Source organism: Bosea sp. 685 (genome assembly GCF_031884435.1).
In the GTDB taxonomy this organism is placed as follows: Bacteria; Pseudomonadota; Alphaproteobacteria; order Rhizobiales; family Beijerinckiaceae; genus Allobosea.
The window spans coordinates 3904100-3925619 of sequence record NZ_CP134779.1; the positions used below are offsets into that span (position 1 = coordinate 3904100).

Here is a 21520-nt window from a genome sequence, read left to right on the forward strand (position 1 = left end):
TCGTGCGGGATGCACCAACGAGCGCGCTCTCCGGCTGACGGGTGACCCGGGGGGATCCTGGCCCTGCTCGCCGGCCTGTCTGCGTTTGTCGAACCACGGCAGCGCGGCCAGGCTCAGGCCGCGCGCCCTACGGCCCCTTCGACGACGACATAAGGCTGTTCGCCTTCCAGCATCTCGACGCGGGCGCGCACGCCATAGACATCGGCAAGCAGCGCCGGTGTCACGATCTCCCGCGGCGCGCCCAGCGCCACCAGCCGCGAACGGGCCAGCACCATGATGCGGTCGGCGAAGCGCAGCGCCTGATTGAGGTCGTGGATCGAGATCAGCACCAGCATGCCGCGCTCGCGGGCCAGCCGCTGGACCAGGGAGAGAACCTCGAACTGGCGGTGGAGATCGAGCGCGCTGGTCGGCTCGTCGAGCAGCAGGATATCGGGCTCGCGCGCCAGCGTCTGGGCAATCGAGACGAGCTGGCGCTGGCCGCCGGAGAGCTCGCCCAGCCCGCGAAAGGCCAGATCCTCGATCTCGAGTTCGCGCAGCACCGTGTCGATGCGCTTGAGCTCATCGTCGCTGACCGACCAGGAGCCACCCTGCTTGAAGGCGAGCAGGATCGACTCGTAGACGGTGAGCACGGCATTCACCGCCGTGTCCTGGGGCAGGTAGCAAGCGTTCGGCCGGCTGCGTCCCGCCACCGGGCTCTTGCCCTCGATCGCGACCTCGCCGGCGCCGGAGATCAACCCGGCGATGCGCCGGAACAGGCTCGACTTGCCGGCCGCGTTGGGCCCGACCACAGCGACGACTTCGCCGCCTGCGAGCACGGGCGTCGTGATGCCTTCCAGGACGCTGCGGCGGCCATAGGACACGCCGACGCCGTCGAGCTTGAGCGTCACCATGACCGCTTCCTGCTCGTCATGATCAGGCTGAAGAAGAACGGCACGCCGATCAATGCGGTCACGATGCTGATCGGAAAGATCAGGCCCGGGATCAGCGATTTCGAGACGACCGAGGAGGCCGAGAGGATCGCAGCCCCCGCCAGCGCCGAGGCCGGCACGAAGAAGCGCTGGTCCTCGCCGATCACCATGCGCGCGATATGGGGGCCGACGAGGCCGATGAAGCCGATCGTGCCGACGAAGGAGACCGGGACGGCAGCGAGCAGGCTGACAAGCAGCATGATCTCGAGCCGCAGCCGCTTGACGTTGATGCCGAAGCTCGCCGCCTTGTCGTCACCGAGCCTGAGCGTCGTCAGGGCCCAGGCGCGGTGGAAGAAGAAGGGCAGGCTCAGGGCGAACACGCCGGTGGTGATGGCGAGCTTGTTCCAGCTCGCCTTTGTCAGCGAGCCCATCATCCAGAACACCACTGCGCCGAGCGCCTGCTCGGAGGCGAAGAATTGCAGCAGCGCGAGCAGCGCGTTGAAGGTGAAGACCAGCGCGATGCCGAGCAGGATCACGGTCTCGGTGGTGACGCCACGTGACTGGCTGAGAACGTGGATCAGCAGCGCCGCCGCCATCGCCACGATGAAGGCGTTGATCGAGACGATATAGTCAGCCGCGATCGGCAGCAGGCCGACGCCGAAGACGAGCGCGAGCGCCGCGCCAAAGCTCGCCGCCGCCGAGATGCCGAGCGTGAACGGGCTGGCGAGCGGGTTGTTCAGGATGGTCTGCATCTGCGCGCCCGCGACCGCGAGCGAAGCGCCGGTGACGACCGCCATCAGCGCAACCGGCAGCCGGATGTCCCAGATCACCACCCGCAGCGCAGCTGGCACGCCCGTGGGGTCGAACAGCGCCTGGAGCACCTGGCTCGCGCTGTAGCGGGCCGGGCCCAACATCAGGTCGACGACGAAGCTCGCCAGCAACAGCCCGAACAGCCCAAGCAGGATCAGGCGCCGGCGGAATGTCAGGGCGCGATAGGCGAAGCGCGCCTGCACCGCGTCCCGGGCAGCGGTTACGGTCATTGCCCCAGCCTGCTCTCGACCGTGACCCAGTAGCCGGGCTCATAAGGCAGCGGCAGGAAGCGCTCATGCAGCGTCTTCAGCGTCGCAGCCGCATCGATATCCTTGAACAGCTCCGGATGCAGCCATGTCGCGATCTCCTGGATCGCCACGAACTGATAGGGGCTGTTGTAGAACTGGTGCCAGATCGCGTGGACGCGACCCTGTTTCACGGCTTGCGTCTGCGCGAAGGCCGGGCGTTTGGCGAGCGCGGCGAGCCGGCGGCGCGCCTCCACAAGATCGCTGCCCGGCCCGAGCCCGACCCAGGCGCCGTTGGGCACATAGGCGCTCCAATTGCCGCCGGTGACGATCACCACCTCGGGATTGGCCGCGACGACCGCTTCCGGATTGACGGTGCCGAAGGTGCCGGGGATCAGGTCGGCGGCGAGATTCCGGCCGCCGGCGATCTCGACCATCTTGCCGAAATTCTCGTTGCCGAAGGACATGCAGCAATCATCGGAATAACCGCCGGCGCGCTCGATCATCACGACGGGCTTCTTCAGGTTCTGCACCTTGGCCAGCCGCTCGGTGACGCGGGCGATCTCGGCTGAGCGGAAGGAGACGAAGTCCTCGGCGATCGCCTCCTTGCCGAAGAGCTTGCCGATCAGCCGCATCGAGGGCTCGGTGTTCTGGAACGGCTTCTCGCGGAAATCGACATAAACCACCGGGATGCCGACCGCGGCGAGCTTCTCGACCAGGCTCGCCTCATCGCTGGCGATCTTCGCCTCGACATTGAGGAAGAGCACGTCGGGCTTGAGGGCGATCGCCTGTTCGATGTCGAAGGCGCCCTCCTTCATGCCGCCGAAGGTCGGGAGTTTCGCGATCCCGGGATAGCGCGCGAGATAGGCCCTGTAGCTGTCGGGATCGGCCTTCGGCAGGTCGTCGCGCCAGCCGACGACGCGCTTGAACGGCTCGTCCCGATCCAGCGCGGCGACGAAATACATCTGCCGCCCCTCGCCCAGGATCACACGCTGGACCGGCGTCTCGACCTCGACCTTGCGGCCGAGCACGTCGGTGACCGCGACCTTTTCGGCCCGCGCCGGCGAAACCGCGACCAGCAGCGACGCGGCAAGGCCGAATACACCAAGGATCCTGCTCGGAGACAACATCAGAAAAGCCCTTCGGGAAAGTCTCGGGCTCCTATGTCTGGGCCTGTATAGGGTCAAGGTTTATCTTTTTTAATTGGTCTAAACAAAGATATGACCGTGATCCGGACAGTAGAATTTCTGCATGTTCCGGCCGCATCCACGCTTGCCCGGCCCGCTGCTTTCGTGCTCTGCAAACCGTCATCGACGGGACGGGCGCTCCAGCCATGACGGCCTTGCATCATAATCTCAGCCTGAAAGACGAGATCCGCGACTATTGGTCGATGCGCTCGGAGAGCTTCGACAGCCAGCCCGGCCACGAGATCTTCTCGGCCGATGAGCGGCGGGCCTGGCTTGCACTGTTCGCGCGCCATCTCGGCAGCGCCCAGGACGGCGAGACGAAAGGCGGCAGGGCGCTCGATCTCGCCAGCGGCACAGGCGTGATTTCGCTGCTGCTGGCGGAGCTCGGCTATAGCGTGACGGGGCTCGACCTCTCCGAGGCGATGCTCGCCCGGGCCCGCGTCAAGACCGCGGGCAAGCCGATCCGCCTCTATGCCGGCGACGCCGAGGACACGCTCGAGGCAGACGGAAGCTATGACGTGGTGGCGACCCGCCATCTGGTCTGGACGCTGCCCGATCCGCCCGCCTCCTTCCGCGAGTGGTTCCGCGTCCTCAAGCCCGGCGGCAAGGTCGCGATCGTCGATGTCGACATGACCAATCCACGCCCGGGCAATGGCCGGGCGCTGCGCCTGCTCGCAAGGCTCGCAAAGCGCTTCGCGAAGCTGCCGCCACCGGCGGCGCACGCCGCTGTCCACGCCGACATCGTCTCGCGGGTCTATTTCGCCAGGGGTTGCCGGCCCGAAGAGGTCGCGCGGCTGCTCGGCGAGGCGAGCTTCGTCGACATCGCGATCGACCGCGACCTGCGGGCGATCCATCGCGCGCAAGGCCGCTTCATGCCGCTGCACCAGCGGCTGGAACGCGCCAGCCAGGACCGTTTTCTGGTTTCCGCCCGCAAGCCCGGCTGACAGGGCCGGCTGCGCGGATCCGGCGCGTTTCCAAGTCTCTGCGTTTCCAGGCCTTGGCGCCTCACGGTGCAGGCTTATCGCCGTTTCGCCTCCCGTCGAGCCCGACCCAGTAGCCGGGACGATAGGGCAGCGGCAGGAAGCGCTCGTGGAGTTGGCGCAGTGTCTCCTCCGGATCGAGATCGGCGAAGAGCGCGGGATGGAGCCAGCCTGCGATCCGCTGAAGCGCCACGAACTGGTAGGGGCTGTTGTAGAACTGATGCCAGATGGCATGGACGCGACCATTCGCGACGGCCGCCGTCTGGGCGAAGGCGGGGCGCCTAGCGAGCGCGGCGAGCTTGCGCCTGGCCTCGTCGAGATCAGCTCCCGGCCCCAGGCCGACCCAGCCACCGCCAGGGGCAAGCGCGCCCCAGTTGCCGCCGGTCGCGATGACCACTTCGGGATTGCGGGCGATGATCGTTTCCGGATTGATCGTCCCGAATGTGCCAGACAGCAATTCGCTTCCGAGATTGGTGCCGCCGGCGATCTCGACCATCTTGCCGAAGTTCTCAGGGCCGAAGGTCATGCAGCAATCGTCGGAATAGCCGGGTATCCGGTCGAGCATCACCAGCGGCCGCCTGAGGTCCTGCGCCTTCGCCAGCCGCTCGGTCACCCGCGCGATCTCGCTCGCGCGAAAGGCGATCAAGGCCTCGGCGATCTCGGAGCGGCCAAAGAGCTGCCCCATCAGCCGGATCGACGGTTCGGTGTTCCGGAACGGCGCATGACGAAAATCGATGTAGACGACCGGCACGCCGACGGCAGCGAGCTTTTCGATGAGCTGCGTCTCCTCGCTGGCGCGCTGCGCCTCCAGATTCAGGAAGACCACGTCGGGCTTCAGCGAGACGGCCTTTTCGATATCGAAGCCGCCCTGGCTCGCGGCGCCGAATTTGGGCAATGCGGCGATCCCAGGATAGCGGGCGAGATAGGCCCGGTAGGTGTCGGGGTCGGCCTTCTCGAGATCGTCCCCCCAGCCGACCACGCGGCGGAATGGAGCCTCGCGATCAAGCGCGGCGACGATGTGGATCTGCCGCCCCTCGCCAAGCAGGACCCGCTCGACTGGAACCGTCACCCTGACATTGCGGCCCAGCACATCCGTCACCGTGACCTGCTCCGCGCGGGCAGCCCCAGTGCAAAGCATGAAAGCCAGCGACAGCAGGATGGCCCGCGCCAGGAGGAAGCGCGCCAAGAGCAAGCACTCTCTGAGCGCGACCCAGCTGATGCGGCCTGGCAGGCGCATCTGCCGGCTAAAAGCGAGACCCGGCATCCTCATAGGTCGACCGACATGGACAGGCGATAGGTTCGCGGCGCGCCGAGATAGAAGGTCCCGAAGGAGGCGACGCTCGACCAGTATTTTTCCGCCGTGACGTTCTGGACAGTGGCCCGGAAGGTCGTCTTGCGGCCTGCGATCTCGGTAGCGTAGCGTGCTCCGATATCAAGCCGCGCCCAGTCCGGCAGGGATTGGGTGTTGGCGGCGTCGATATACTGCTTGCCGGTGTAGACCAGCGTGCCCGTCAGCGTCAGACCCTTGAGCCAGGGCAGGTCCCATTCGGCACCGAGATTGAATTGGGTGGAGGGCACGCCGATCGGATCGTTGCCACGATTGGCCACGACCGCGGTCTTGGTCAGCTTGCCGTCGAGCAAAGCGAGCCCGCCCAGAAGCCGCAGCCCGGACGCGACTTCACCATAAATGTTGAGCTCGAGGCCACGAACCCGCTGCTCGCCACCGACGACGAACTGGTTGCCGGCGAGCTCCCCGCTCGGCTTGGTGATCTGGAAGCCGGCGAGCGTCGCGCCGAAGCTGCCATATTGCAGCTTCGCGCCGGCCTCGTATTGCTTCGTCCGGTAGGGCGCAAAGGTCTCCCCGGCGTTGCTGGCGGTGTTGGGGGCAATGTCGCCACGGCTCAGCCCTTCGACATAATTGGCATAGAGCGACAGGTTCTGGTGAGGCCGCAGGACGAGGCCGACCAGCGGGGTCGTGGCGCTCTCGTCATAGGAGGAGGTGACGGCTCCGGTTGTCGTCGCATAATTGGTCGATTCGACGGATTGGCGCCGCACGCCCAACGTCAGCGCGACGCGCTCGTCCAGCACGGACAGCGTGTCGGCCAGCGCAAGGCTCGTCAGGTCGCTGTCCGAGAGCCGGATGCGGGGCGCGCGCGTCGCGAATTGCGGCGCCGTCAGCGCCGGTGCGTAGATGTTCGAGGAGAAGGCGCGCCCAGCGGTCAGGGCCCGATCGGTGTCCTCATGGTAGTAGGATGCCTGGAAGGTCAGCGCATGCTTGATGAAGCCGGTGTCGAACCGGGCACGGAAGCCGGCGTCATAGGTCCGCCGCTCGACCGTCATGTCGAAATATTGCGGCGCCTGGGTGGTGTCGCCATTCAGATTGAGAATCGTGGGCAAAGGCGAATTGGCGAAGAAGCGGTTGACTCGCGTCCGTGAGCCGCCGGCATTGGCGAAGACAGTCACAGTGTCGGTGAGATCATATTCGTTCTTGATCAGCGCCGAAGTGTCGTCGACCTGGGAGAACTCCCAGGGCTGGATCATATTGCGGGCGCCATTAGGCGCCTTGGGAACCGGAATGCCGGCGCTCATCCTGTAGGGGCGCGACGGCGCGTCCCAGCTGTCGCGCTGGGCCAGCACATAGACCCAGCTCCTGAAGCGCTCGCCCTGATAGTCCAGTGCCAGCGAGCCGATGCCCGTGGTGTTGCGCTGCCCGTCGATCGCCGTGTCGCCGCCGCGCAGGCTGCCATTGACGCGCACGCCGAATTCGCGGCCGGAGCCGTATCGGCGGGCCAGATCGAAGGTGGCGCCGCCATGCGCTTTCGAGGAAAACTCCGTTCCCACACGCGTCAGATCGGCCTCGGCGCGCTTGGGCACGATGTTGATGACACCGCCGACGCCGCCATTGGGCGCGATACCCGTCAGCGCCGCGGCCGGGCCCTTGAGCAGCTCGATGCGCTCGGCATAATCGGTGAAGACCTTGTAGTTCGGCGCCACGCCGAAAACACCGTCGAAGGCGACCTCGCCGCTATTGCCCTCCCCGACCGGGAAGCCGCGGATGTTGAAGGACTCGACAATGCCGCCGGACGGATGCGAACTGCGCAGCGATGGGTCGAGGATCAGCGCATCGGCGACGGTCGAGGCCTGCAGATTTGCGATCAGCCCGGCCGTATAGCTCGTCATGTTGAAGGGCGATTTGAGGGTCTCGGCATTGCCGAGCAGGCCAAGCCGCCCACCCTGCGCCACCTGCCCCCCAGTGAAAGCCGGTGGAACCGCACCCGGTTTCGCCGGGCCGTCCACGACGATCTCGTCAAGCTGCAGCGCGCCCCCGCTTCGCTCCTGGGCCCAGGCTGCGGCTGTAGCGACACCGAGGCCCACGCTCCCCAGAAGCAGCGACGCCAGCCCGCGCGTCAGGCGGCGGTAGCGGCCTCCGCCACAGCGCGGGGCGGCGACATCTGCGGGCGGAACATCGGCAAGCGTCATGGCAGTCTCTCGGGAACAAGGCGCGCCGGGCACGCCGGCAAAGCGGCAACAATCTCGTCGCTTATCGTTCCTGGGAGTAATTTACGTCAATATATTCTGTATATTCAGAGTTTAATTCAGTTTTAATGTGCTGAATTGGCAACTATTACTTTATAATTATTATAATACATTCGATCTTCACAAGATAAATACTCCTGTCGACGGTACGCGCCAGGCGATTCGACGCGCATCGCGCAGGGGAACTCAACTGCCCCGAGGCTCGATGCGCTGTCGATGTCAATTTCTGGAAGCTGGGTTCTAAAAATCAGAGGCTGGGCGAAGGGTCAGACTGCGTAGCGGCGTAGCAGCTCCCGCGCGGCCTCGAACTCCCGGCAGATTCACGCGCCGAGGCTTGAACCTGACTGCCCCGGTGCAGAGGTTCGCGGCGTCGAGACAGGCTCATGAGCGGCAGCTGGTCAGCCCTGGGAAAGCCGAGATTTGCGTCCCGGCTGTCGCGGCGGCATGCTTGCATGCCCATGGCTGAAACAGTCGAAGCGTCTTGGTTTTTTGAAGCGTCCTGGATCTCTTCGAAGCGTCCTGGAATTCTTCGAAACTGATTCAATAATTCTATGTAACCATTTGTGATTATAACGAATTCTATCGCATTCGATTCACGATTATAGGAGGCGCCGTTGCAAGGACAATTCGCCACGGCACTGCTGATGCTGGCCTTGGTCGCTGCCTTGCCGGTATCCGCGCAAGCGCCGCCGCAGGCGGGTTCGCCCCGGGCTCTCTACCAGATCGGCGCGGCCAGCGAGGCGGCGGCGCGCTGCCGCGGCCTCGCGCTCGTCGAGACGGGATCGCAGGCGCAAGCCTATCGCGACAGCAAGGCTGGGGGCATCTCGTCACGGGCAATAACGATGGGCAGTGCGGACTTCGCCAAGGAGTTCTCCGCGGCCTACGCCAAGGGCCTGGAACAACAGGTCTGCGACAGATATCTGCGCCGCTACCCCTGGCTGCTGACGCGTCGCTGAACCGGCTCGCGGGACCATAGCAGCGCGGTCGCGCACAGCGCGTAGGCGATGGCGAGCAGCACATAGAAGACCCGTGTCGAGAACGATTCCGGCGTCGATGTCGGCAAGGGCGACAGGCCGGTTCCCAGCAGGATCAGGAATGTCGTGAGCGCCCCGCCATAGACCTTGCCCAGTGGCGACGCCATCGCGGCCCGGCCACCCAGGACGAGGCCGACCAGCAGCGTGGTGAGAAACAGCAGGAGCAGCGACGGGCGGATTTCGAGGAAGGTGAAGGCCAGCGAAGCGAGCACCCCGCCGAGCAGATTGACCGCGACGAGACCCAGCGCCCGCGCGCGCCGCCGGCGAGATCAAGCTGCAGCAGCAGGGAGGCGACGGTGATCGGGATGACGATCGCCGAGGAGAAGGCGCTGTTGGTCAGGCACAGGGTCACCGAACCCAGCAGGATGGCGGTGTTGGCCAAGGCGCGGGCGGTCGGATTGCCCAGCGCGACGACTTGCGGAGGCAGTTCGCCCGCGGCCCCGGCGGGCTCCGGCACAGCGGCGTGGGCCAGCCAGGACAGCACGACGCCGCCGACGGCGCCCTGGAACAGGACCATGATCATGCTCTGGTCGAGGTCGCCATGGAGCAGGTCGAGCAGCGGCACCATGACCGCGATGACCAGGGACAGGAAGATGGCCGGGCCGCCCTTGCCCTGCGCCTGAACAAAAAAGCACAGGAAGAAGAACAGCCCGAGCAGGCTGAGCAATTGCACCGGCCGGCCGCCGAACAGGCCGGCCATGACGATGAAGAATTGCCCGGCCAGCAGGATCAACCCGACGGTTCCGATCGCCTTGGCCAGCGGCAGCGGCCTGGCGCCGCCGAGCAGGAACTGTGCGGCGAAAAGCGGACCCAGAAAGGGAATGAGCGCCCCGCCTCCGATGCCGAAGCTCAGCCCGACCGAGACCGCCAGCGCGACCCGCAGCCCCATCCGCCGCTGACGGGCGATCTCCAGGCTTCGCGGGGATGCCTCAGCTGGCATAGGTCAGGACCGAGATGATCCGGATCCAGGCGGCGCCGAGCGCATTGGCGACGGGATTCTGGCCGGTATACACGACCACATTGACCTGGGAGCCGAAGCGCACCCGGCCAGGCGGGTCGCCGTCGAAGATCAATCGCACCGGGAAGCGTTGTGGATCGCGAATCCAGCCGCTGCTGTTGCGGATGGTGGGCAGGCCCGTGCTGGGATCCACGCTGTTTTGCGAGACGCCCCAGCCGATGCTCTCGACCTTGGCCTTGAAGATGCTGCCGGGCAGCGCGTCGATCACGATCTCGGCGCTGTCGGCCTGCGACATGTGCTCCAGGCTGTTTTCCTTGAAATTCGCCGAAATCCAGATCGAGCTGGCATCGATGAAGGTCAGAGCGGCCTGCCCCGCTGCGATGAACTGGCCGGTGGCGAGCTGGAGATTGGTGACCACGCCCGATGCCGGCGCCACGACCGAGGTGTGCAGCAGATTCAGCCGTGCCCGCTCAAGCTGCGCCAAGGCGCCCCGCAATTGCGGGTTGTCGGCGCCTGCCGGCCCAAGCTCCTGGCGCGCCTTCGCCAGATCGGCCTGCGCGCCGTCGACCGCCGCCCGTGCGCCCTCCAGAGCCGCGCGCGCCTCGTCGCCCTTGGCCTTGGCGGTGATGCCGCGCTGCACCAGTTCAAGCGTGCGCTGCGTCTGGGACTGCACATTCTCGAAATCGGCCCCCGCCTTGACCAGCCGCGCCTGGGCCGCCTCCACCGCGGCCGTCGATGCGCCCAGCGTCTGGCCGATGCGCTCGACCTGCGCCTGCGCTTCGGTCACCGCGATCTCGAAAGGCCGCGCATCGATCCGAAACAGGAACTGGCCCGCCGCGACGCGGGCATTGTCGACGACGCCGACCTCGACGACGCGGCCGGAGACATCGGGCGCCATCCGCACCACATAGGCCTGAACCACCGCCTGTGCGGAGGACGGCGTCAGGCGTTCCATCGCGATCGACAGCGCAAACAGCACCGCAACGACCGCCACCACCATCAGCGCCGCCTTGCGCAAGGGGTTGCCTTTAGCCTCGCCTGTCGCGGGCGACGGCTCCTCCGCCATCGCGACGCCTTGCGCCTCGGTGCTCATCGGGCTTCCTTTCGGCCGTTAGGGCCATGCCCGATCCAGTTTGATCGAACATGGCTATAGGTCATTGTTTTAACGCGATTTCTTCACGTTGCGCGGCAGTCACTTCCCCCGCAGGCGCTCAAGCTGCTTAAGCGCTCTAGCTGCCTGCACCGCTGTCGACGACCGTGGTCGTGCGCACGAACAAGGCGCGAATCTTGTTCCAGAAATCGCCACCCAGAACGAAGAAGCTGGCGATCAGCATGAGGTCACCGAGCGCCTGGAGTTGCCAGATATTCGGCCTCAGTCCCGGAAAGAACTGGTCGACATAGGGTTCGAGCATCGCCGTGACGAGCGGCAGGCAGAACATCACCAATCCGATGACATGGCGTGCCGGGCCAATCGGGCCGCTCGGCGCCAAACCCTTGGCATAGCCAAAGATCAGCCCCTTAAGCTGCTGGAAGCCGGCCTTGCCCATCACCGCGATGCAAGTCAGGAGCAGAACCTTGTTGGCGATGAAGATCGCACCCGTCATCGCTGCGATGCGTGGCCCCGCAACGCCCATCGAGGCGGCGATCGGCACCAGCAGCCAAAGCGCGAAGGCTCCGACGAAAATACAGATGCCCAGCTTGAAGCGCCAACCGGCCGAAGCCGGTGCCGACGCATCCGTCGTCATGTTCGTCATGTCGAAACTCCCCCAATTTTAGCGCATTTTCTTCACGCGAACCGGTATCCACTTCGCTCGAAAACGCTTTGGCGACACCGAGAACGGGCGCCGCGCGCGGCGCGCGTCCTCGGCACATGATGGATCTATTGCTTGAAGCCGATCACGACGCCGTCGGCGCCAAGCGAAATTTGGAGACCGCGCCGCTGGGTATTGAGGCGCAGGGTCACGCCCTTGGCATTGCGCAGCCAGAGCCGGCCGCGCCCGGCATCGCCGATCGCCCAGCCTTCGCGCAGCTGGACATAGGGGCCGACGAAATCATCGACGCGCTTCAAGCCATAAACCGGCCCGCGGGCAAGCAGACGCGATGCGCCGATGCCGCCGACGCCCAGGCCCGCCACGGTGATGTCGTAAGAGCGCCCGCCGAATTTGAGAACACCGCCGCCGATCGCACCCGAACCGATGAAGGCGACCTGGAGCTGACGGATGCTGACGGAGCCGGTCGCCGGACCGAGATTTCGCTGCTGGGCGCCAGCCGGGGCGCTCCAGAGGAAGCCGGCGATTGCTAGGGATAGTGCGGTTTTGATCATGTTCTTCTCCTCCCGTGACAGTTCGTCCAAAGCGGCCTTCAGCGGCCTGTTATGATTTTGATCGGCAGCGCCATATGCATCGTCACTGTCCCGCTTCCGTGGACAGGGCCAGTTCGGCCCGCGATCGGTTCTGGGCCGAGTTCGCGGCCGCAGCCGCGGCCTGATCGCCGCCTGCGCCCATCGTCTGGACCGCGACCATCGAGTCCGCGAACTCGATCCCGACAGTCGGGAAGGTCGTGACCATGGTCTTCACCGCGACCCGCTGGACATAGCTCGGCTGGATCGGCTTGACGGTGAATTTGAAGCGAACCAGAATCGCATTGTCCAAGATGTCGGCAACGCCCTGCATGCGCAGCGGAGCGATGAAATCATTGGCGAATTCGGGGTCGGCCTGCATCTGGTCGCCGATCTTCTTGACCGTCTTGCGCAGCTTCTCGAGATCGGTGTCGCGCTTGAAGCGAAGGTTGAATTTGACGGTCGCCCAGTCCCGGCTGAAATTCGTGATCTGGCCGAGCTGGCCGAAGGGAATGGTGTGGACCTGGCCATTCTGATGGCGCAGCCGGATCGAGCGCAGCGTGAAACCCTCGACGGATCCCTTCGCCTTGCCGCAATCGATGTACTCGCCGATGCGGAAGGCATCGTCGCTCAGGTAGAATATCCCTGAGACGATATCGCGGACGAGCGCCTGGCTGCCGAAGGACAAGGCCAGCCCGAACACCGACGCCCCGGCCAGAAGCGGGGCGATATTGACCCCCATCTCCGAGAGCACGATGAGCAAGGCCAGCACGCCGATCGTGATCGCGAGCACGACCCGTAACAGCGGCAGCATGGTCGCAAGGCGGGAGCCGGAACCGCCGCCGCCGTCTCCCGCCGCCGCGACGTCGTGGGCCGCGGCCGGTGTCGCGCGGGTGAAGAAATCGACCAGCTCCCAGGCCACGAAGGCGAGGAACAGCGTCACCGCCGTCGCGAGGGACGAGCGGGTGAGCGTCCGCCAGCCCTGCTCGTCGACGAGCGCGAAGACATCCACGATCCAGCTTTGCGCGACGAAGACCATGATGGCGAGCAGGATGGCCGTCCGGATGCAGCGAACGACGACATCGGTAAGGCGGCGCGGAGCGGGTATCGCCGCCGCATCCGCGGCGGGCTCACCCTCGACGCGTTCGGCCACGGCCGACGCACGCGCGCGGGTCAGGTAGCGCGCCAGCGTTTGAAACACGATCAGCGCGATCAGCGCATTGAGCGTCAGGAGCACGGCATTGGGCACGGTGTAGCGCGCAACCACGGCGCCATAGATCTGGGTGAGACCGAGCGCCAGGAAAAGCGGCGCCGCGACGGTGAGCCAGTGAGCGCCCAGCCAGCCGGCCAGGCTGTTTCGGGCCGAGGCCAACCCGGTCAGCCAGCGGCCGACGGCGATGCGCGAGCGCGCGGCCATCCAGAAGACGAAGCTCAGCACGAGGCTCGTCACCAGGATCTGGCCGGCAGCGATCGCTTCCGCCGGGGTCGCGGTCGCGATCAGCAGGCGGATCACGATTCGCAAGGTCATGATCAGGAGGACGATCAGCGTGATGCGGCGATACAGGGCAGCGGCCTCGCCATCGTCCATTGCGGCGAGGCGGGCGCCGGCGAGGCTCGGCCGCAGCACGAAGCGGAAAGCCAGCATGTAGAGCCGCCAGGCGAAGATTCCCGCGAGGACCGCGGCCGCGAGCTTGTCCTGGCCCACGCCGCGAGAAAACCAGATGCCGATCGCGCCGTAGCTGACGAGCCAGACGGCGGCGACGCCGACAAGATCGAGCGTCAGGATCGCGCCGATCGGCAGCAGCGCGGCGGGGCCGGGTGTCGCGGCAACTCTCGCGCCCAGGCGCGTTCGCAGGCCGCCGAACAGGGCCGCCACGAGCCGTTCGATGGCGAGCGCCAGCGCGGCGGAGATGAACAGCAGCAGGAGAAACGCCGACAATCCGCGGCCATCGCCGGCCTGGACGATCAGCCTGGGAAATTCCGCCAGCCGGCGGCCGAGCTCAGGGAAAGCCGCCAAAGCGGCGGCGCCTCTGTCGACGAATTGCGCCACCCGGGCTTCGAGCGGGTCCGGCGTCGCGGCCGCGGCGGGGTCCGAGCCCCCTCCTCCCGCCACTGCAGGCGCGGGTGCCTTCAGCTTCGCGACGACCGATCGGCCGATAGCTTCGACAAGTGCGTCGAACTGTTCCTGGCTGATCCCGGCAGGCGGAGCCGCGGTTTGGGCGAGCGCTGGAAGCGAGAGCGCGTGCAAACATAAAAACAGGCAAAATAAAGGCGCGAGCGCCAGAAATCTCAAAGCTGACGTGAAGGGTTGCCCGATGAATCGTTTCTGAGCAGACATTGACGCACGGCCTCTGGCCACAAGGTCAGAAAAACAACTGAAGTCACTTTCGGCAAATAAGCTCATAGCGCCGACATCATCCGCCGTCTTATAGAATGAAATTCGACAACGCGCAGCGATATCTACCTTAAAATACTGAACTCGCATCAAATAATTTATGACCACAGGACTTTACACACGAAAATTATATATCGCTGACCTGAATTGACCGATCCCTCCTATGCGATCAAGGTTAGTCGATACGAACCGCGCCGACAAGCTTAGCCATGTCTGCAAGGTCAAGTTTTATGTGCGGAATCCTTTTCGCATGTGCGGCATCGGAGTTGCGGCATGGCGCTGCCATCTCTAGGGAATGTTGAGCTCATGCGCCCCGGTGGCGCGCGGCGGCCGGCACTGTTCAGCCGCGCGCCCCACCGGATCCTGATGGCGCTCGCCTGCGCCCTTCCCGCCCCGGCCAGCCTTGCCGAAGAGCGGCCTCGCCCGGAGGCGTCCGCCTCTGATACCGAGCCGCCAGCGACAGGGCCGGAGATCTACATCGACGCCTCCGCGACGCTGGCGAGATCGCCGGGAAACAGCTTCGTCATCGGCCGGCGCGGGTTCTTCTCGATCACGAGCAGCTCCGGCAAGTCGCTCTCCATCGACGCCCCGCTAACCATCGACATCACCGACGACCTGAGCGTCTATGCGGGCTTCGATTTCGCCAGCTCCAAGACGGCTTCCACGCCATGGTCGCAACTGGCGCTAGGCAGCTTCAGCACCGGCTTCGACTATACTTTCCTCGACCAGACCCGGTTTGTCCCCGAGCTTTCGGTCTCCGGCTCTGTCTCGCGGCCCGTCAGGATTCCACTCGGATCGGCTCTGACGACGACCTGGTCAGGGGGCTCGACGCGGATTTTTCCCTCGACGAGGCGGGACATCGCGGCCTCATCGCCGGCCTCGCGCTCACCTATGTCACCGTCAATTCCGGGCCGGGCCAGCTTCAGCCGCTCTATGGCGGCTATGTCGGGGTCTATCATCAGTGGGAGGCCGGCTGGAAGCTGACGGGAAAGGCCGGCTACGCGACCTTTGGCGGCGGCAATCTCGGCACGGTCATTCGCGCCACGCCGGTTCGGCAGGTCTTCGCGACGCTGGAATTCGAGAAATACGATGCCGCCGACAACAAGATGTTCGGCCTGGGGCTGGCTGGAGCGCTGTCGCGGAGCACGACCGGCAAGACCAGCACCTCCGTCCAGCTCGTCCTCTCCGTGCCGCTCTACCTGGCCCGGAAACGCTGAACTTCGGCCAAAGGCCACGGAATCTTGCAGACAGCGCGCCGGCCTGTCACGTCGGCTCAGGGTCCGCGCCTTTTCAAGCCTGCTTCTTTTTCAACTCTGCTTGGGCGGCTCCGGCTTCGGCGGCTCCTCGATGGCCTTGCCAAGCCGGTCGAGCTCAAGCGAATAGCAGAACAGGGCAAACAGCACCCAGAGCACGATAAGGCCTCTGGCCAGAGCCTGGTCGAGCGAGGGCAGCCCGGCGAGCTCGGGCAGGTGCCGGAAAAACAGCACCGAGAACAGCGCGCCGCCAAAGAAGAAACTGGAGCGCCCGGCAAACTGGACGAGATGACCGAGGAAGGGGCTGTGAACCGGCGCCGCCACCGCGACCCAGCGATAGCGCGCCCAATAGGCGCAATGCAGGATCAACGTCGCCAGCACGATCTCCAACTCGACGAGGCGGCTCACTTGCAGCGGCTCGCCGATCCGCATGATCATCTGGCGAAACAACGGAAACATCACCCAAAACAGCGCCGTCGCCGCCGCCGTCTGGACAGCCAGGAGGCCAAAATAGGCAGCGTCCTTCCGGAACGCCGCAAGGGTTGTGCGAGCGGCCATGCCGGATGGTGCAGAGCCGCGCCGCTCATGGCAAGACTGGTTGCGGCAAATCTGGTTATGGCAAGTCCGGCGAGCGCCGACGTCGTTGAGGAAGCCCGGCCGGCGTGAAAATCGCGCGGCCTGCCCCCGATGCTACGCCGTCCGCCGCCACGCCTAGAAGCAGGCTGGATATTCCCGCATCCAGCACGGGACTGCGGGAACTTCCACGAGCCGCAAGGCGCTGATCTCGGCACGACGCCGGATTGATGAGCCTGTCTCATAAAGCCAATCGGCCCTCCTTCTGGAACGCTTCCAAGCTCTGAGCAGTTGGGAGGATAGGCATCCGCGAAGCGCGGCATCGCGACGGTGTGTCCGCCATGGGGCGAGTTCTCCATGGCGGTCGCGGGTCAGCGCGAGGTCGCTGTGAGCGTCGGCAACTCCGGAGTGAGCATGAATCTACCCACCGATCTGGCGGCGACGCGCCGCGATGTGTTGGTCGCCACCGCAGCCGCGGTTGCAACGACATCATCCGCCTCGCGGCTCGCCGCACAAACCTCGGCGGAGACTGGCGCTGCCGGCCCGGGCCCCGTCATTCTGCCCGTTTCATTCGAGGTCAACGGCGCGCGACGCGAACTCAACCTCGATGCGCGGACGACGCTGCTCGACGCGCTGCGCGAAAATCTCCACCTGACCGGCACGAAGAAGGGCTGCGATCACGGCCAGTGCGGCGCCTGCACCGTCCTCGTCGAGGGCCGGCGCATCAATTCCTGCCTGACGCTCGCCGTCATGCACCAGGGCGAGCGCATCACCACGATCGAGGGCCTCGGCACGCCCGACGACATGCATCCGATGCAAGCCGCCTTCGTCAGGCATGACGGCTTTCAGTGCGGCTACTGCACGCCAGGCCAGATCTGCTCGGCGGTCGGCGTTCTCGACGAGATCAAGGCCGGCATCCCCAGCCATGTCAGCGCCGATCTGACTGCCCTGCCCGAAGGATCGCAAGCCGAGATCCGGGAGCGCATGAGCGGCAACATCTGCCGCTGCGGCGCCTATTCCAACATCGTCGACGCCATCACCGAAATGTCCGGGAGGAAGGCATGAAATCCTTCACCTATGAGCGCGCCGCCACGCCGGCGCAGGCTGCGTCAGCCGCCGCCCGAAACCCGGATGCGCGCTTCATCGCCGGCGGAACCAACCTGCTCGACCTGATGAAGCTGGAGATCGAGAGCCCGCGCCACCTGATCGACGTCAACGGCCTCGCACTCGACACCATCGAGCCGACGCAGGATGGCGGACTGAGGATCGGCGCGCTTGTGCGCAACACCGATCTCGCGGCCGATGCGCGCATCCGGCGCGATTACGGCTTGCTGTCGCGCGCGCTTCTGGCCGGCGCTTCGGGCCAGCTCCGCAACAAGGCGACGACGGCCGGCAACCTGCTGCAGCGCACCCGCTGCCCCTATTTCTACGACACCAACCAGCCATGCAACAAACGGCAACCCGGCACAGGCTGCTCGGCGCTGGGCGGGTTCAGCCGGTCGCTTGCGGTGGTGGGCGCAAGCGATGCCTGCATCGCCACGCATCCCAGCGACATGGCGGTGGCGATGCGAGCGCTGGACGCGCAGGTCGAGACGGTGAGACCCGATGGCGGGACGCGCAGCCTGCCGATCGCCGAATTCTACCGGGCGCCGGGCGAGACGCCCCACCTTGAAAGCACCCTCGCCGCGGGCGAACTGATCACGGCGGTGACCCTGCCCAGGCCCGTCGGCGGCAAGCATGTCTATCGCAAGGTGCGCGACCGCGCGTCCTATGCATTCGCGCTGATTGCGGTCGGCGCGATCGTGCAGCGCGACGGCACCGGGCGCGTTGCCCTGGGCGGCGTCGCCCACAAGCCGTGGCGGATCGAGGCGGCAGAGGCCCAACTGCCACAAGGCGCCAGGGCCGTGACGGAGCGCCTGCTGGCGAATGCCAGAACCACCCATGACAATGCCTTCAAGCTCCCGCTGGTCGAGCGCACGCTCGCCGCCGTGCTTGTCGAAGCGAGGGCCTGACGCCATGAAATTCGACACACAAGCCACCACCAACCCGATCGACAGGCTCAAGGTCGTCGGGCAGCCGCTGGACCGGATCGACGGGCCGCGCAAGGCGACCGGCACGGCCCGCTACGCCTATGAGCAGCACGATGTCGCGCCGAACCAGGCCTATGGCCATGTCGTCGGCGCGGCCATCGCCAAGGGCCGGATCACCGGAATGGACCTTGCCGCCGCGCAGCAGGCGCCCGGCGTGTTGACCATCGTCACGGCCCAGAGCGCCGGCAAGCTCGCCAAGGGCAAGTACAACACCGCCAGGCTGCTGGGCGGCCCGGAGATCCAGCACTACCATCAGGCGGTGGCTCTCGTCGTCGCCGAGACCTTCGAGCAGGCCCGCGCTGCCGCGCAGCTGGTGAAAGTGCGTTACGCGGACGCGAAGGGCAGCTTCGATCTCGCCGCCGTCAGGGACAGCGCGCCCGACGCCCCGGCCGATGGAGAGGCACCGACCCAGACCGCCATCGGCGACTTCGCGGGCGCCTTCGCCGCCGCGCCGGTGAAGCTCGACCAAAGCTATTCGACGCCCGATCAGGCCCACGCGATGATGGAGCCGCATGCCTCCATCGCCCGCTGGGAGGGCGACAAGCTGACGCTGTGGACCTCAAACCAGATGATCGCCTGGAGTGTGGGCGACATGGCCAGGACGCTGGGCATTCCCAGGGAGAATGTCCGGCTGATCTCGCCTTTCATCGGCGGCGGCTTCGGCGGCAAGCTCTTCATCCGTGCCGACGCGCTGCTGGCGGCGCTGGGCGCGCGCGCGGCCGGGCGGCCGGTCAAGGTCGCCCTGACACGGCCGATGATGTTCAACAACACCACTCACCGCCCCGCGACGATCCAGCGCATTCGCATCGGCGCAACGCCCGACGGCAAGATCACCGCGATCGGGCATGAGAGCTGGTCCGGGGACCTGAAGGATGGTGGACCGGAGCTCGCGACGCAGCAGACGCGCCTGCTCTATGCCGGCGCCAACCGGATGACCTCGCTGAAGCTTGCGGTGCTCGATCTGCCCGAGGGCAACGCGATGCGCGCGCCGGGCGAGGCGCCGGGCCTGATGGCGCTGGAGATCGCCATGGACGAGATGGCGGAGACACTCGGCCTGGACCCGATCGAGTTCCGCATTCGCAACGACACCCAGGTCGATCCGGAGAAGCCGCAACGGCCGTTCTCGCAGCGCCGCCTGGTCGAATGCCTGCGCCTGGGCGCCGAGCGCTTCGGCTGGGACAAGCGCTCGGCGACGCCGGCTACCATCCGGGACGGCAAGTGGCTCGTCGGCATCGGAGTCGCCTCAGCCTTGCGCAACAACCTCGCCATGAAGTCGGGTGCGCGGGTCAGGCTCGATCGCGACGGCATCGTCACGGTCCAATCCGACATGACCGACATCGGCACCGGCAGCTACACCATCATCGCCCAGACGGCCGCGGAAATGATGGGCCTGACCATCGACAAGGTGAAGGTCGAGCTCGGCGACTCGAGCTTCCCTGTCTCGGCCGGTTCCGGCGGCCAGTGGGGCGCAAATTCGGCAACCGCGGGCGTCTACGCGGCCTGCGTCAAGCTGCGCGAGGCCGTGCTGAAAAAACTCGGGCTCAACCTGGCCGATGCGGTGTTCGAGGATGGCGCCGTGAGGTCGGGCGATCGCACGGTCCCGCTGGCGCTGGCCGCGCGCGAAGCCGACATCACCGTCGAGGATACGATCGAGTTCGGCGACCTCGACAAGACGCATCAGCAATCGACCTTCGGCGGCCATTTCGTCGAGGTCGGCGTGGACAGCGCCACCGGCGAGGTCCGGCTCCGGCGCATGCTCGCCGTCTGCGCGGCAGGCCGCATCCTCAATCCGAAATCCGCCCGCAGCCAGGTCATCGGCGCGATGACGATGGGCGCGGGCGCGGCCTTGATGGAGGATCTCGTCATCGACAAGCGCCGCGGCTTCTTCGTCAATCACGACCTGGCGGGTTATGAGGTTCCCGTCCATGCCGACATCCCCCATCAGGATGTCATCTTCCTCGATGAGACCGACCCGATGTCCTCGCCGATGAAAGCCAAGGGCGTGGGCGAACTCGGCATCTGCGGGGTTGGCGCGGCGATCGCGAATGCGGTCTACAATGCCACCGGCGTGCGCGTGCGCAATTATCCGATCACCTTGGACAAGCTGCTCGACAGGCTGCCATCGGTGAGCTGAGACGCCGGATCGGTTCGGCCGCTCAACGGCTCGTGGCCGGAGCCCGCTCGGCGACCATTGCCGGTCGCGGTTCCCGTCCTTCCGTCAAAACCGCACGGGGCGTGGGAAGGATCAGGCAGGATCAACACGGCGGCGGCACCTACCCTGCCCGAGGCGATCAGGCTCGGGAAAGCATGAGCAAAACCCCAGCCGCCACAACCAGGGCGGCATAGGTCAGCAGCATGCCGAAGCCTCTGAGCGGTGCAGATTCGCGCCACATGCCCACGGCATGGAGCAATCGACCGCCGGCCAGGACGCCGCCGATCGACAGGACCAGCCATGTCGCCGCCGCATGAGCCTCGACCAGGCCAAGCCCGATCACGCCCAGCGGCACATATTCGATGAAATTGCCCTGCGCCCGGATGCGCAGCCGAAGCACCGCATCCGGGCTGTCGCCAATGAGGTCGCCGACCTTCACGCGCCGCAGCGTGACCGGAACGGACAGGGCGACCAAAGCGAGGGCGAAGATCGCGGTGAAGCTCGAGGTGATCGGAAGAAAGCTCATTGGCTCTCCCTCAGTGGCCGGTATGGCGCTCGGCGCGGGCTGTCGATGATCGCGCCGGTGATGATGGCGACCGCTCCATTCAGCCGAGCCATGGCGACGCCTCCTCGGTTGCGTGGCCATGCGCCGCCGAACGCTCGAACCGCATCGGCGCATAGGGCGACGGGGTCTCGCGGGCGGCGTTCTGGGTGTAGAAGGATGCAGCCAGGAGCATGAGGCCCACGACCGCCGGCACGGCCGCCCGTGGCTTGCGCACGCCAAGATGGGCCAGGCCCGAGAGCAGCAGGTGATAGAGCATGCCGGCATAGGCGAGATCGCTCAGAAACGGCTCCGGACGCCAGAGGATCGCGATCGGCCCCAGGATCTTCACGACGACCATGAGCTGGACGAGATAAGCGGGGTATCCAAGCCCGGCCAGGGCCTCGCGGACCCAGGCGCCCCTGATCAGGTAAAGGAATGCAGATGAGATATATAAGAGCAACAGCAATGCGGTGCTTGCCCAATAGATGTATTGTGCGGACATGAGTTTTCATCTGC

General features: G+C 65.9%; 18 protein-coding genes and 1 pseudogene. 6 read left to right on the top strand and 13 right to left on the bottom strand.

The genetic code is table 11. The features are described 5' to 3' along the window. Positions 1-113: 113 nt before the first annotated feature. From RMR04_RS19505 to RMR04_RS19515, 3 genes are read right to left on the bottom strand one after another with little or no spacing between them, the layout of a single operon-like run. Positions 114-890 (bottom strand): ABC transporter ATP-binding protein, encoded by a 777-nt coding sequence (locus RMR04_RS19505; protein ID WP_311909991.1) that lies wholly within the window; start codon positions 888-890, stop codon positions 114-116. Continuing rightward, entirely contained in the window at positions 884-1948 is a 1065-nt protein-coding gene (locus tag RMR04_RS19510) for a FecCD family ABC transporter permease (protein WP_311909993.1), read from the bottom strand. Before RMR04_RS19510 ends, RMR04_RS19505 begins: the two co-directional genes overlap by 7 nt. After that, positions 1945-3093, bottom strand: coding sequence for an ABC transporter substrate-binding protein (locus tag RMR04_RS19515; RefSeq protein ID WP_311909994.1), 1149 nt, complete (start codon positions 3091-3093; stop codon positions 1945-1947). The genes RMR04_RS19510 and RMR04_RS19515 overlap by 4 nt, the downstream gene beginning before the upstream one ends. Before the next feature lie 203 nt (positions 3094-3296). On the opposite strand from RMR04_RS19515, the gene RMR04_RS19520 reads away from it, so the two are divergent. Then, on the top strand, positions 3297-4094 hold the full coding sequence (locus RMR04_RS19520; RefSeq protein WP_311909995.1) for a class I SAM-dependent methyltransferase: 798 nt from the start codon (positions 3297-3299) through the stop codon (positions 4092-4094). Positions 4095-4155: 61 nt separating this feature from the next. Here RMR04_RS19520 and RMR04_RS19525 read toward each other — a convergent pair whose 3' ends face one another. Both RMR04_RS19525 and RMR04_RS19530 read right to left on the bottom strand, forming a co-directional pair. Next, a complete protein-coding gene (locus tag RMR04_RS19525; RefSeq protein WP_311915889.1) occupies positions 4156-5268 on the bottom strand; it encodes an ABC transporter substrate-binding protein in 1113 nt (370 codons plus the stop codon). Positions 5269-5396: 128 nt separating this feature from the next. Beyond that, positions 5397-7610: a TonB-dependent receptor gene (locus RMR04_RS19530; protein WP_311909996.1), complete on the bottom strand. Its 2214-nt coding sequence runs from the start codon at positions 7608-7610 to the stop codon at positions 5397-5399. A gap of 671 nt (positions 7611-8281) precedes the next feature. On the opposite strand from RMR04_RS19530, the gene RMR04_RS19535 reads away from it, so the two are divergent. Then, positions 8282-8623: a hypothetical protein gene (locus RMR04_RS19535; protein ID WP_311909998.1), complete on the top strand. Its 342-nt coding sequence runs from the start codon at positions 8282-8284 to the stop codon at positions 8621-8623. Here RMR04_RS19535 and RMR04_RS19540 read toward each other — a convergent pair. The 5 genes and pseudogenes from RMR04_RS19540 to RMR04_RS19560 form a co-directional block, all read right to left on the bottom strand. Next, positions 8596-9641 (bottom strand): annotated as a pseudogene (locus tag RMR04_RS19540) (hypothetical protein). The gene RMR04_RS19535 and the pseudogene RMR04_RS19540 sit on opposite strands and share 28 nt — an antisense overlap. Continuing rightward, entirely contained in the window at positions 9631-10752 is a 1122-nt protein-coding gene (locus RMR04_RS19545) for an HlyD family secretion protein (protein WP_410492139.1), read from the bottom strand. The pseudogene RMR04_RS19540 and the gene RMR04_RS19545 overlap by 11 nt, the downstream one beginning before the upstream one ends. A gap of 136 nt (positions 10753-10888) precedes the next feature. Further along, the gene (locus RMR04_RS19550) at positions 10889-11413 is read right to left on the bottom strand and encodes a transporter suffix domain-containing protein (protein ID WP_311910000.1); all 525 of its coding nucleotides are present in this window, start codon (positions 11411-11413) and stop codon (positions 10889-10891) included. Positions 11414-11538: 125 nt separating this feature from the next. After that, the gene (locus RMR04_RS19555; RefSeq protein WP_311910001.1) at positions 11539-11982 is read right to left on the bottom strand and encodes a hypothetical protein; all 444 of its coding nucleotides are present in this window, start codon (positions 11980-11982) and stop codon (positions 11539-11541) included. Between the two features lie 82 nt (positions 11983-12064). Beyond that, a complete protein-coding gene (locus RMR04_RS19560; RefSeq protein ID WP_311910002.1) occupies positions 12065-14335 on the bottom strand; it encodes a mechanosensitive ion channel domain-containing protein in 2271 nt (756 codons plus the stop codon). Between the two features lie 725 nt (positions 14336-15060). Here RMR04_RS19560 and RMR04_RS19565 point away from each other — a divergent pair. Beyond that, positions 15061-15609: a hypothetical protein gene (locus tag RMR04_RS19565; RefSeq protein WP_311910004.1), complete on the top strand. Its 549-nt coding sequence runs from the start codon at positions 15061-15063 to the stop codon at positions 15607-15609. A 90-nt stretch (positions 15610-15699) separates the two neighbouring features. Here RMR04_RS19565 and RMR04_RS19570 read toward each other — a convergent pair whose 3' ends face one another. Beyond that, positions 15700-16203 carry a hypothetical protein gene (locus RMR04_RS19570; RefSeq protein WP_311910005.1) on the bottom strand — a complete coding sequence of 168 codons (504 nt, stop codon included), beginning with the start codon at positions 16201-16203 and terminating at the stop codon, positions 15700-15702. A 429-nt stretch (positions 16204-16632) separates the two neighbouring features. Here RMR04_RS19570 and paoA point away from each other — a divergent pair, with 429 nt between their 5' ends. Genes paoA through paoC form a run of 3 tightly spaced genes read left to right on the top strand, consistent with a single transcriptional unit; the run spans position 16633 to position 20442 of the window. Continuing rightward, positions 16633-17283 (top strand): aldehyde dehydrogenase iron-sulfur subunit PaoA, encoded by a 651-nt coding sequence (gene paoA, locus RMR04_RS19575; RefSeq protein ID WP_311910006.1) that lies wholly within the window; start codon positions 16633-16635, stop codon positions 17281-17283. Further along, entirely contained in the window at positions 17280-18230 is a 951-nt protein-coding gene (locus RMR04_RS19580) for an FAD binding domain-containing protein (protein WP_311910007.1), read from the top strand. Before paoA ends, RMR04_RS19580 begins: the two co-directional genes overlap by 4 nt. 4 nt (positions 18231-18234) lie before the next feature. Further along, positions 18235-20442, top strand: coding sequence for an aldehyde oxidoreductase molybdenum-binding subunit PaoC (gene paoC / locus RMR04_RS19585; RefSeq protein ID WP_311910008.1), 2208 nt, complete (start codon positions 18235-18237; stop codon positions 20440-20442). 157 nt (positions 20443-20599) lie between these two features. On the opposite strand, the gene RMR04_RS19590 is transcribed toward paoC, so the two are convergent. After that, the gene (locus RMR04_RS19590; protein WP_311910009.1) at positions 20600-20986 is read right to left on the bottom strand and encodes an MAPEG family protein; all 387 of its coding nucleotides are present in this window, start codon (positions 20984-20986) and stop codon (positions 20600-20602) included. Between the two features lie 79 nt (positions 20987-21065). Then, entirely contained in the window at positions 21066-21506 is a 441-nt protein-coding gene (locus RMR04_RS19595; protein ID WP_311910010.1) for a DoxX family protein, read from the bottom strand. Positions 21507-21520 lie beyond the last annotated feature (14 nt).

What these genes read in the sequence shown, in the direction of transcription:
- RMR04_RS19595 (WP_311910010.1), bottom strand. Translation starts at nt 21,506, where the DNA reads ATGTCCGCACAATACATCTATTGGGCAAGCACCGCATTGCTGTTGCTC.
- RMR04_RS19580 (WP_311910007.1), top strand. Translation starts at nt 17,280, where the DNA reads ATGAAATCCTTCACCTATGAGCGCGCCGCCACGCCGGCGCAGGCTGCG.
- RMR04_RS19525 (WP_311915889.1), bottom strand. Translation starts at nt 5,268, where the DNA reads ATGCTTTGCACTGGGGCTGCCCGCGCGGAGCAGGTCACGGTGACGGAT.
- RMR04_RS19545 (WP_410492139.1), bottom strand. Translation starts at nt 10,752, where the DNA reads ATGAGCACCGAGGCGCAAGGCGTCGCGATGGCGGAGGAGCCGTCGCCC.
- RMR04_RS19555 (WP_311910001.1), bottom strand. Translation starts at nt 11,982, where the DNA reads ATGATCAAAACCGCACTATCCCTAGCAATCGCCGGCTTCCTCTGGAGC.
- RMR04_RS19520 (WP_311909995.1), top strand. Translation starts at nt 3,297, where the DNA reads ATGACGGCCTTGCATCATAATCTCAGCCTGAAAGACGAGATCCGCGAC.
- RMR04_RS19510 (WP_311909993.1), bottom strand. Translation starts at nt 1,948, where the DNA reads ATGACCGTAACCGCTGCCCGGGACGCGGTGCAGGCGCGCTTCGCCTAT.
- RMR04_RS19590 (WP_311910009.1), bottom strand. Translation starts at nt 20,986, where the DNA reads ATGAGCTTTCTTCCGATCACCTCGAGCTTCACCGCGATCTTCGCCCTC.
- RMR04_RS19560 (WP_311910002.1), bottom strand. Translation starts at nt 14,335, where the DNA reads ATGTCTGCTCAGAAACGATTCATCGGGCAACCCTTCACGTCAGCTTTG.
- RMR04_RS19550 (WP_311910000.1), bottom strand. Translation starts at nt 11,413, where the DNA reads ATGACGAACATGACGACGGATGCGTCGGCACCGGCTTCGGCCGGTTGG.
- RMR04_RS19505 (WP_311909991.1), bottom strand. Translation starts at nt 890, where the DNA reads ATGGTGACGCTCAAGCTCGACGGCGTCGGCGTGTCCTATGGCCGCCGC.
- RMR04_RS19570 (WP_311910005.1), bottom strand. Translation starts at nt 16,203, where the DNA reads ATGGCCGCTCGCACAACCCTTGCGGCGTTCCGGAAGGACGCTGCCTAT.
- RMR04_RS19515 (WP_311909994.1), bottom strand. Translation starts at nt 3,093, where the DNA reads ATGTTGTCTCCGAGCAGGATCCTTGGTGTATTCGGCCTTGCCGCGTCG.
- RMR04_RS19530 (WP_311909996.1), bottom strand. Translation starts at nt 7,610, where the DNA reads ATGACGCTTGCCGATGTTCCGCCCGCAGATGTCGCCGCCCCGCGCTGT.
- paoC (WP_311910008.1), top strand. Translation starts at nt 18,235, where the DNA reads ATGAAATTCGACACACAAGCCACCACCAACCCGATCGACAGGCTCAAG.
- RMR04_RS19565 (WP_311910004.1), top strand. Translation starts at nt 15,061, where the DNA reads ATGGTCGCAACTGGCGCTAGGCAGCTTCAGCACCGGCTTCGACTATAC.
- paoA (WP_311910006.1), top strand. Translation starts at nt 16,633, where the DNA reads ATGAATCTACCCACCGATCTGGCGGCGACGCGCCGCGATGTGTTGGTC.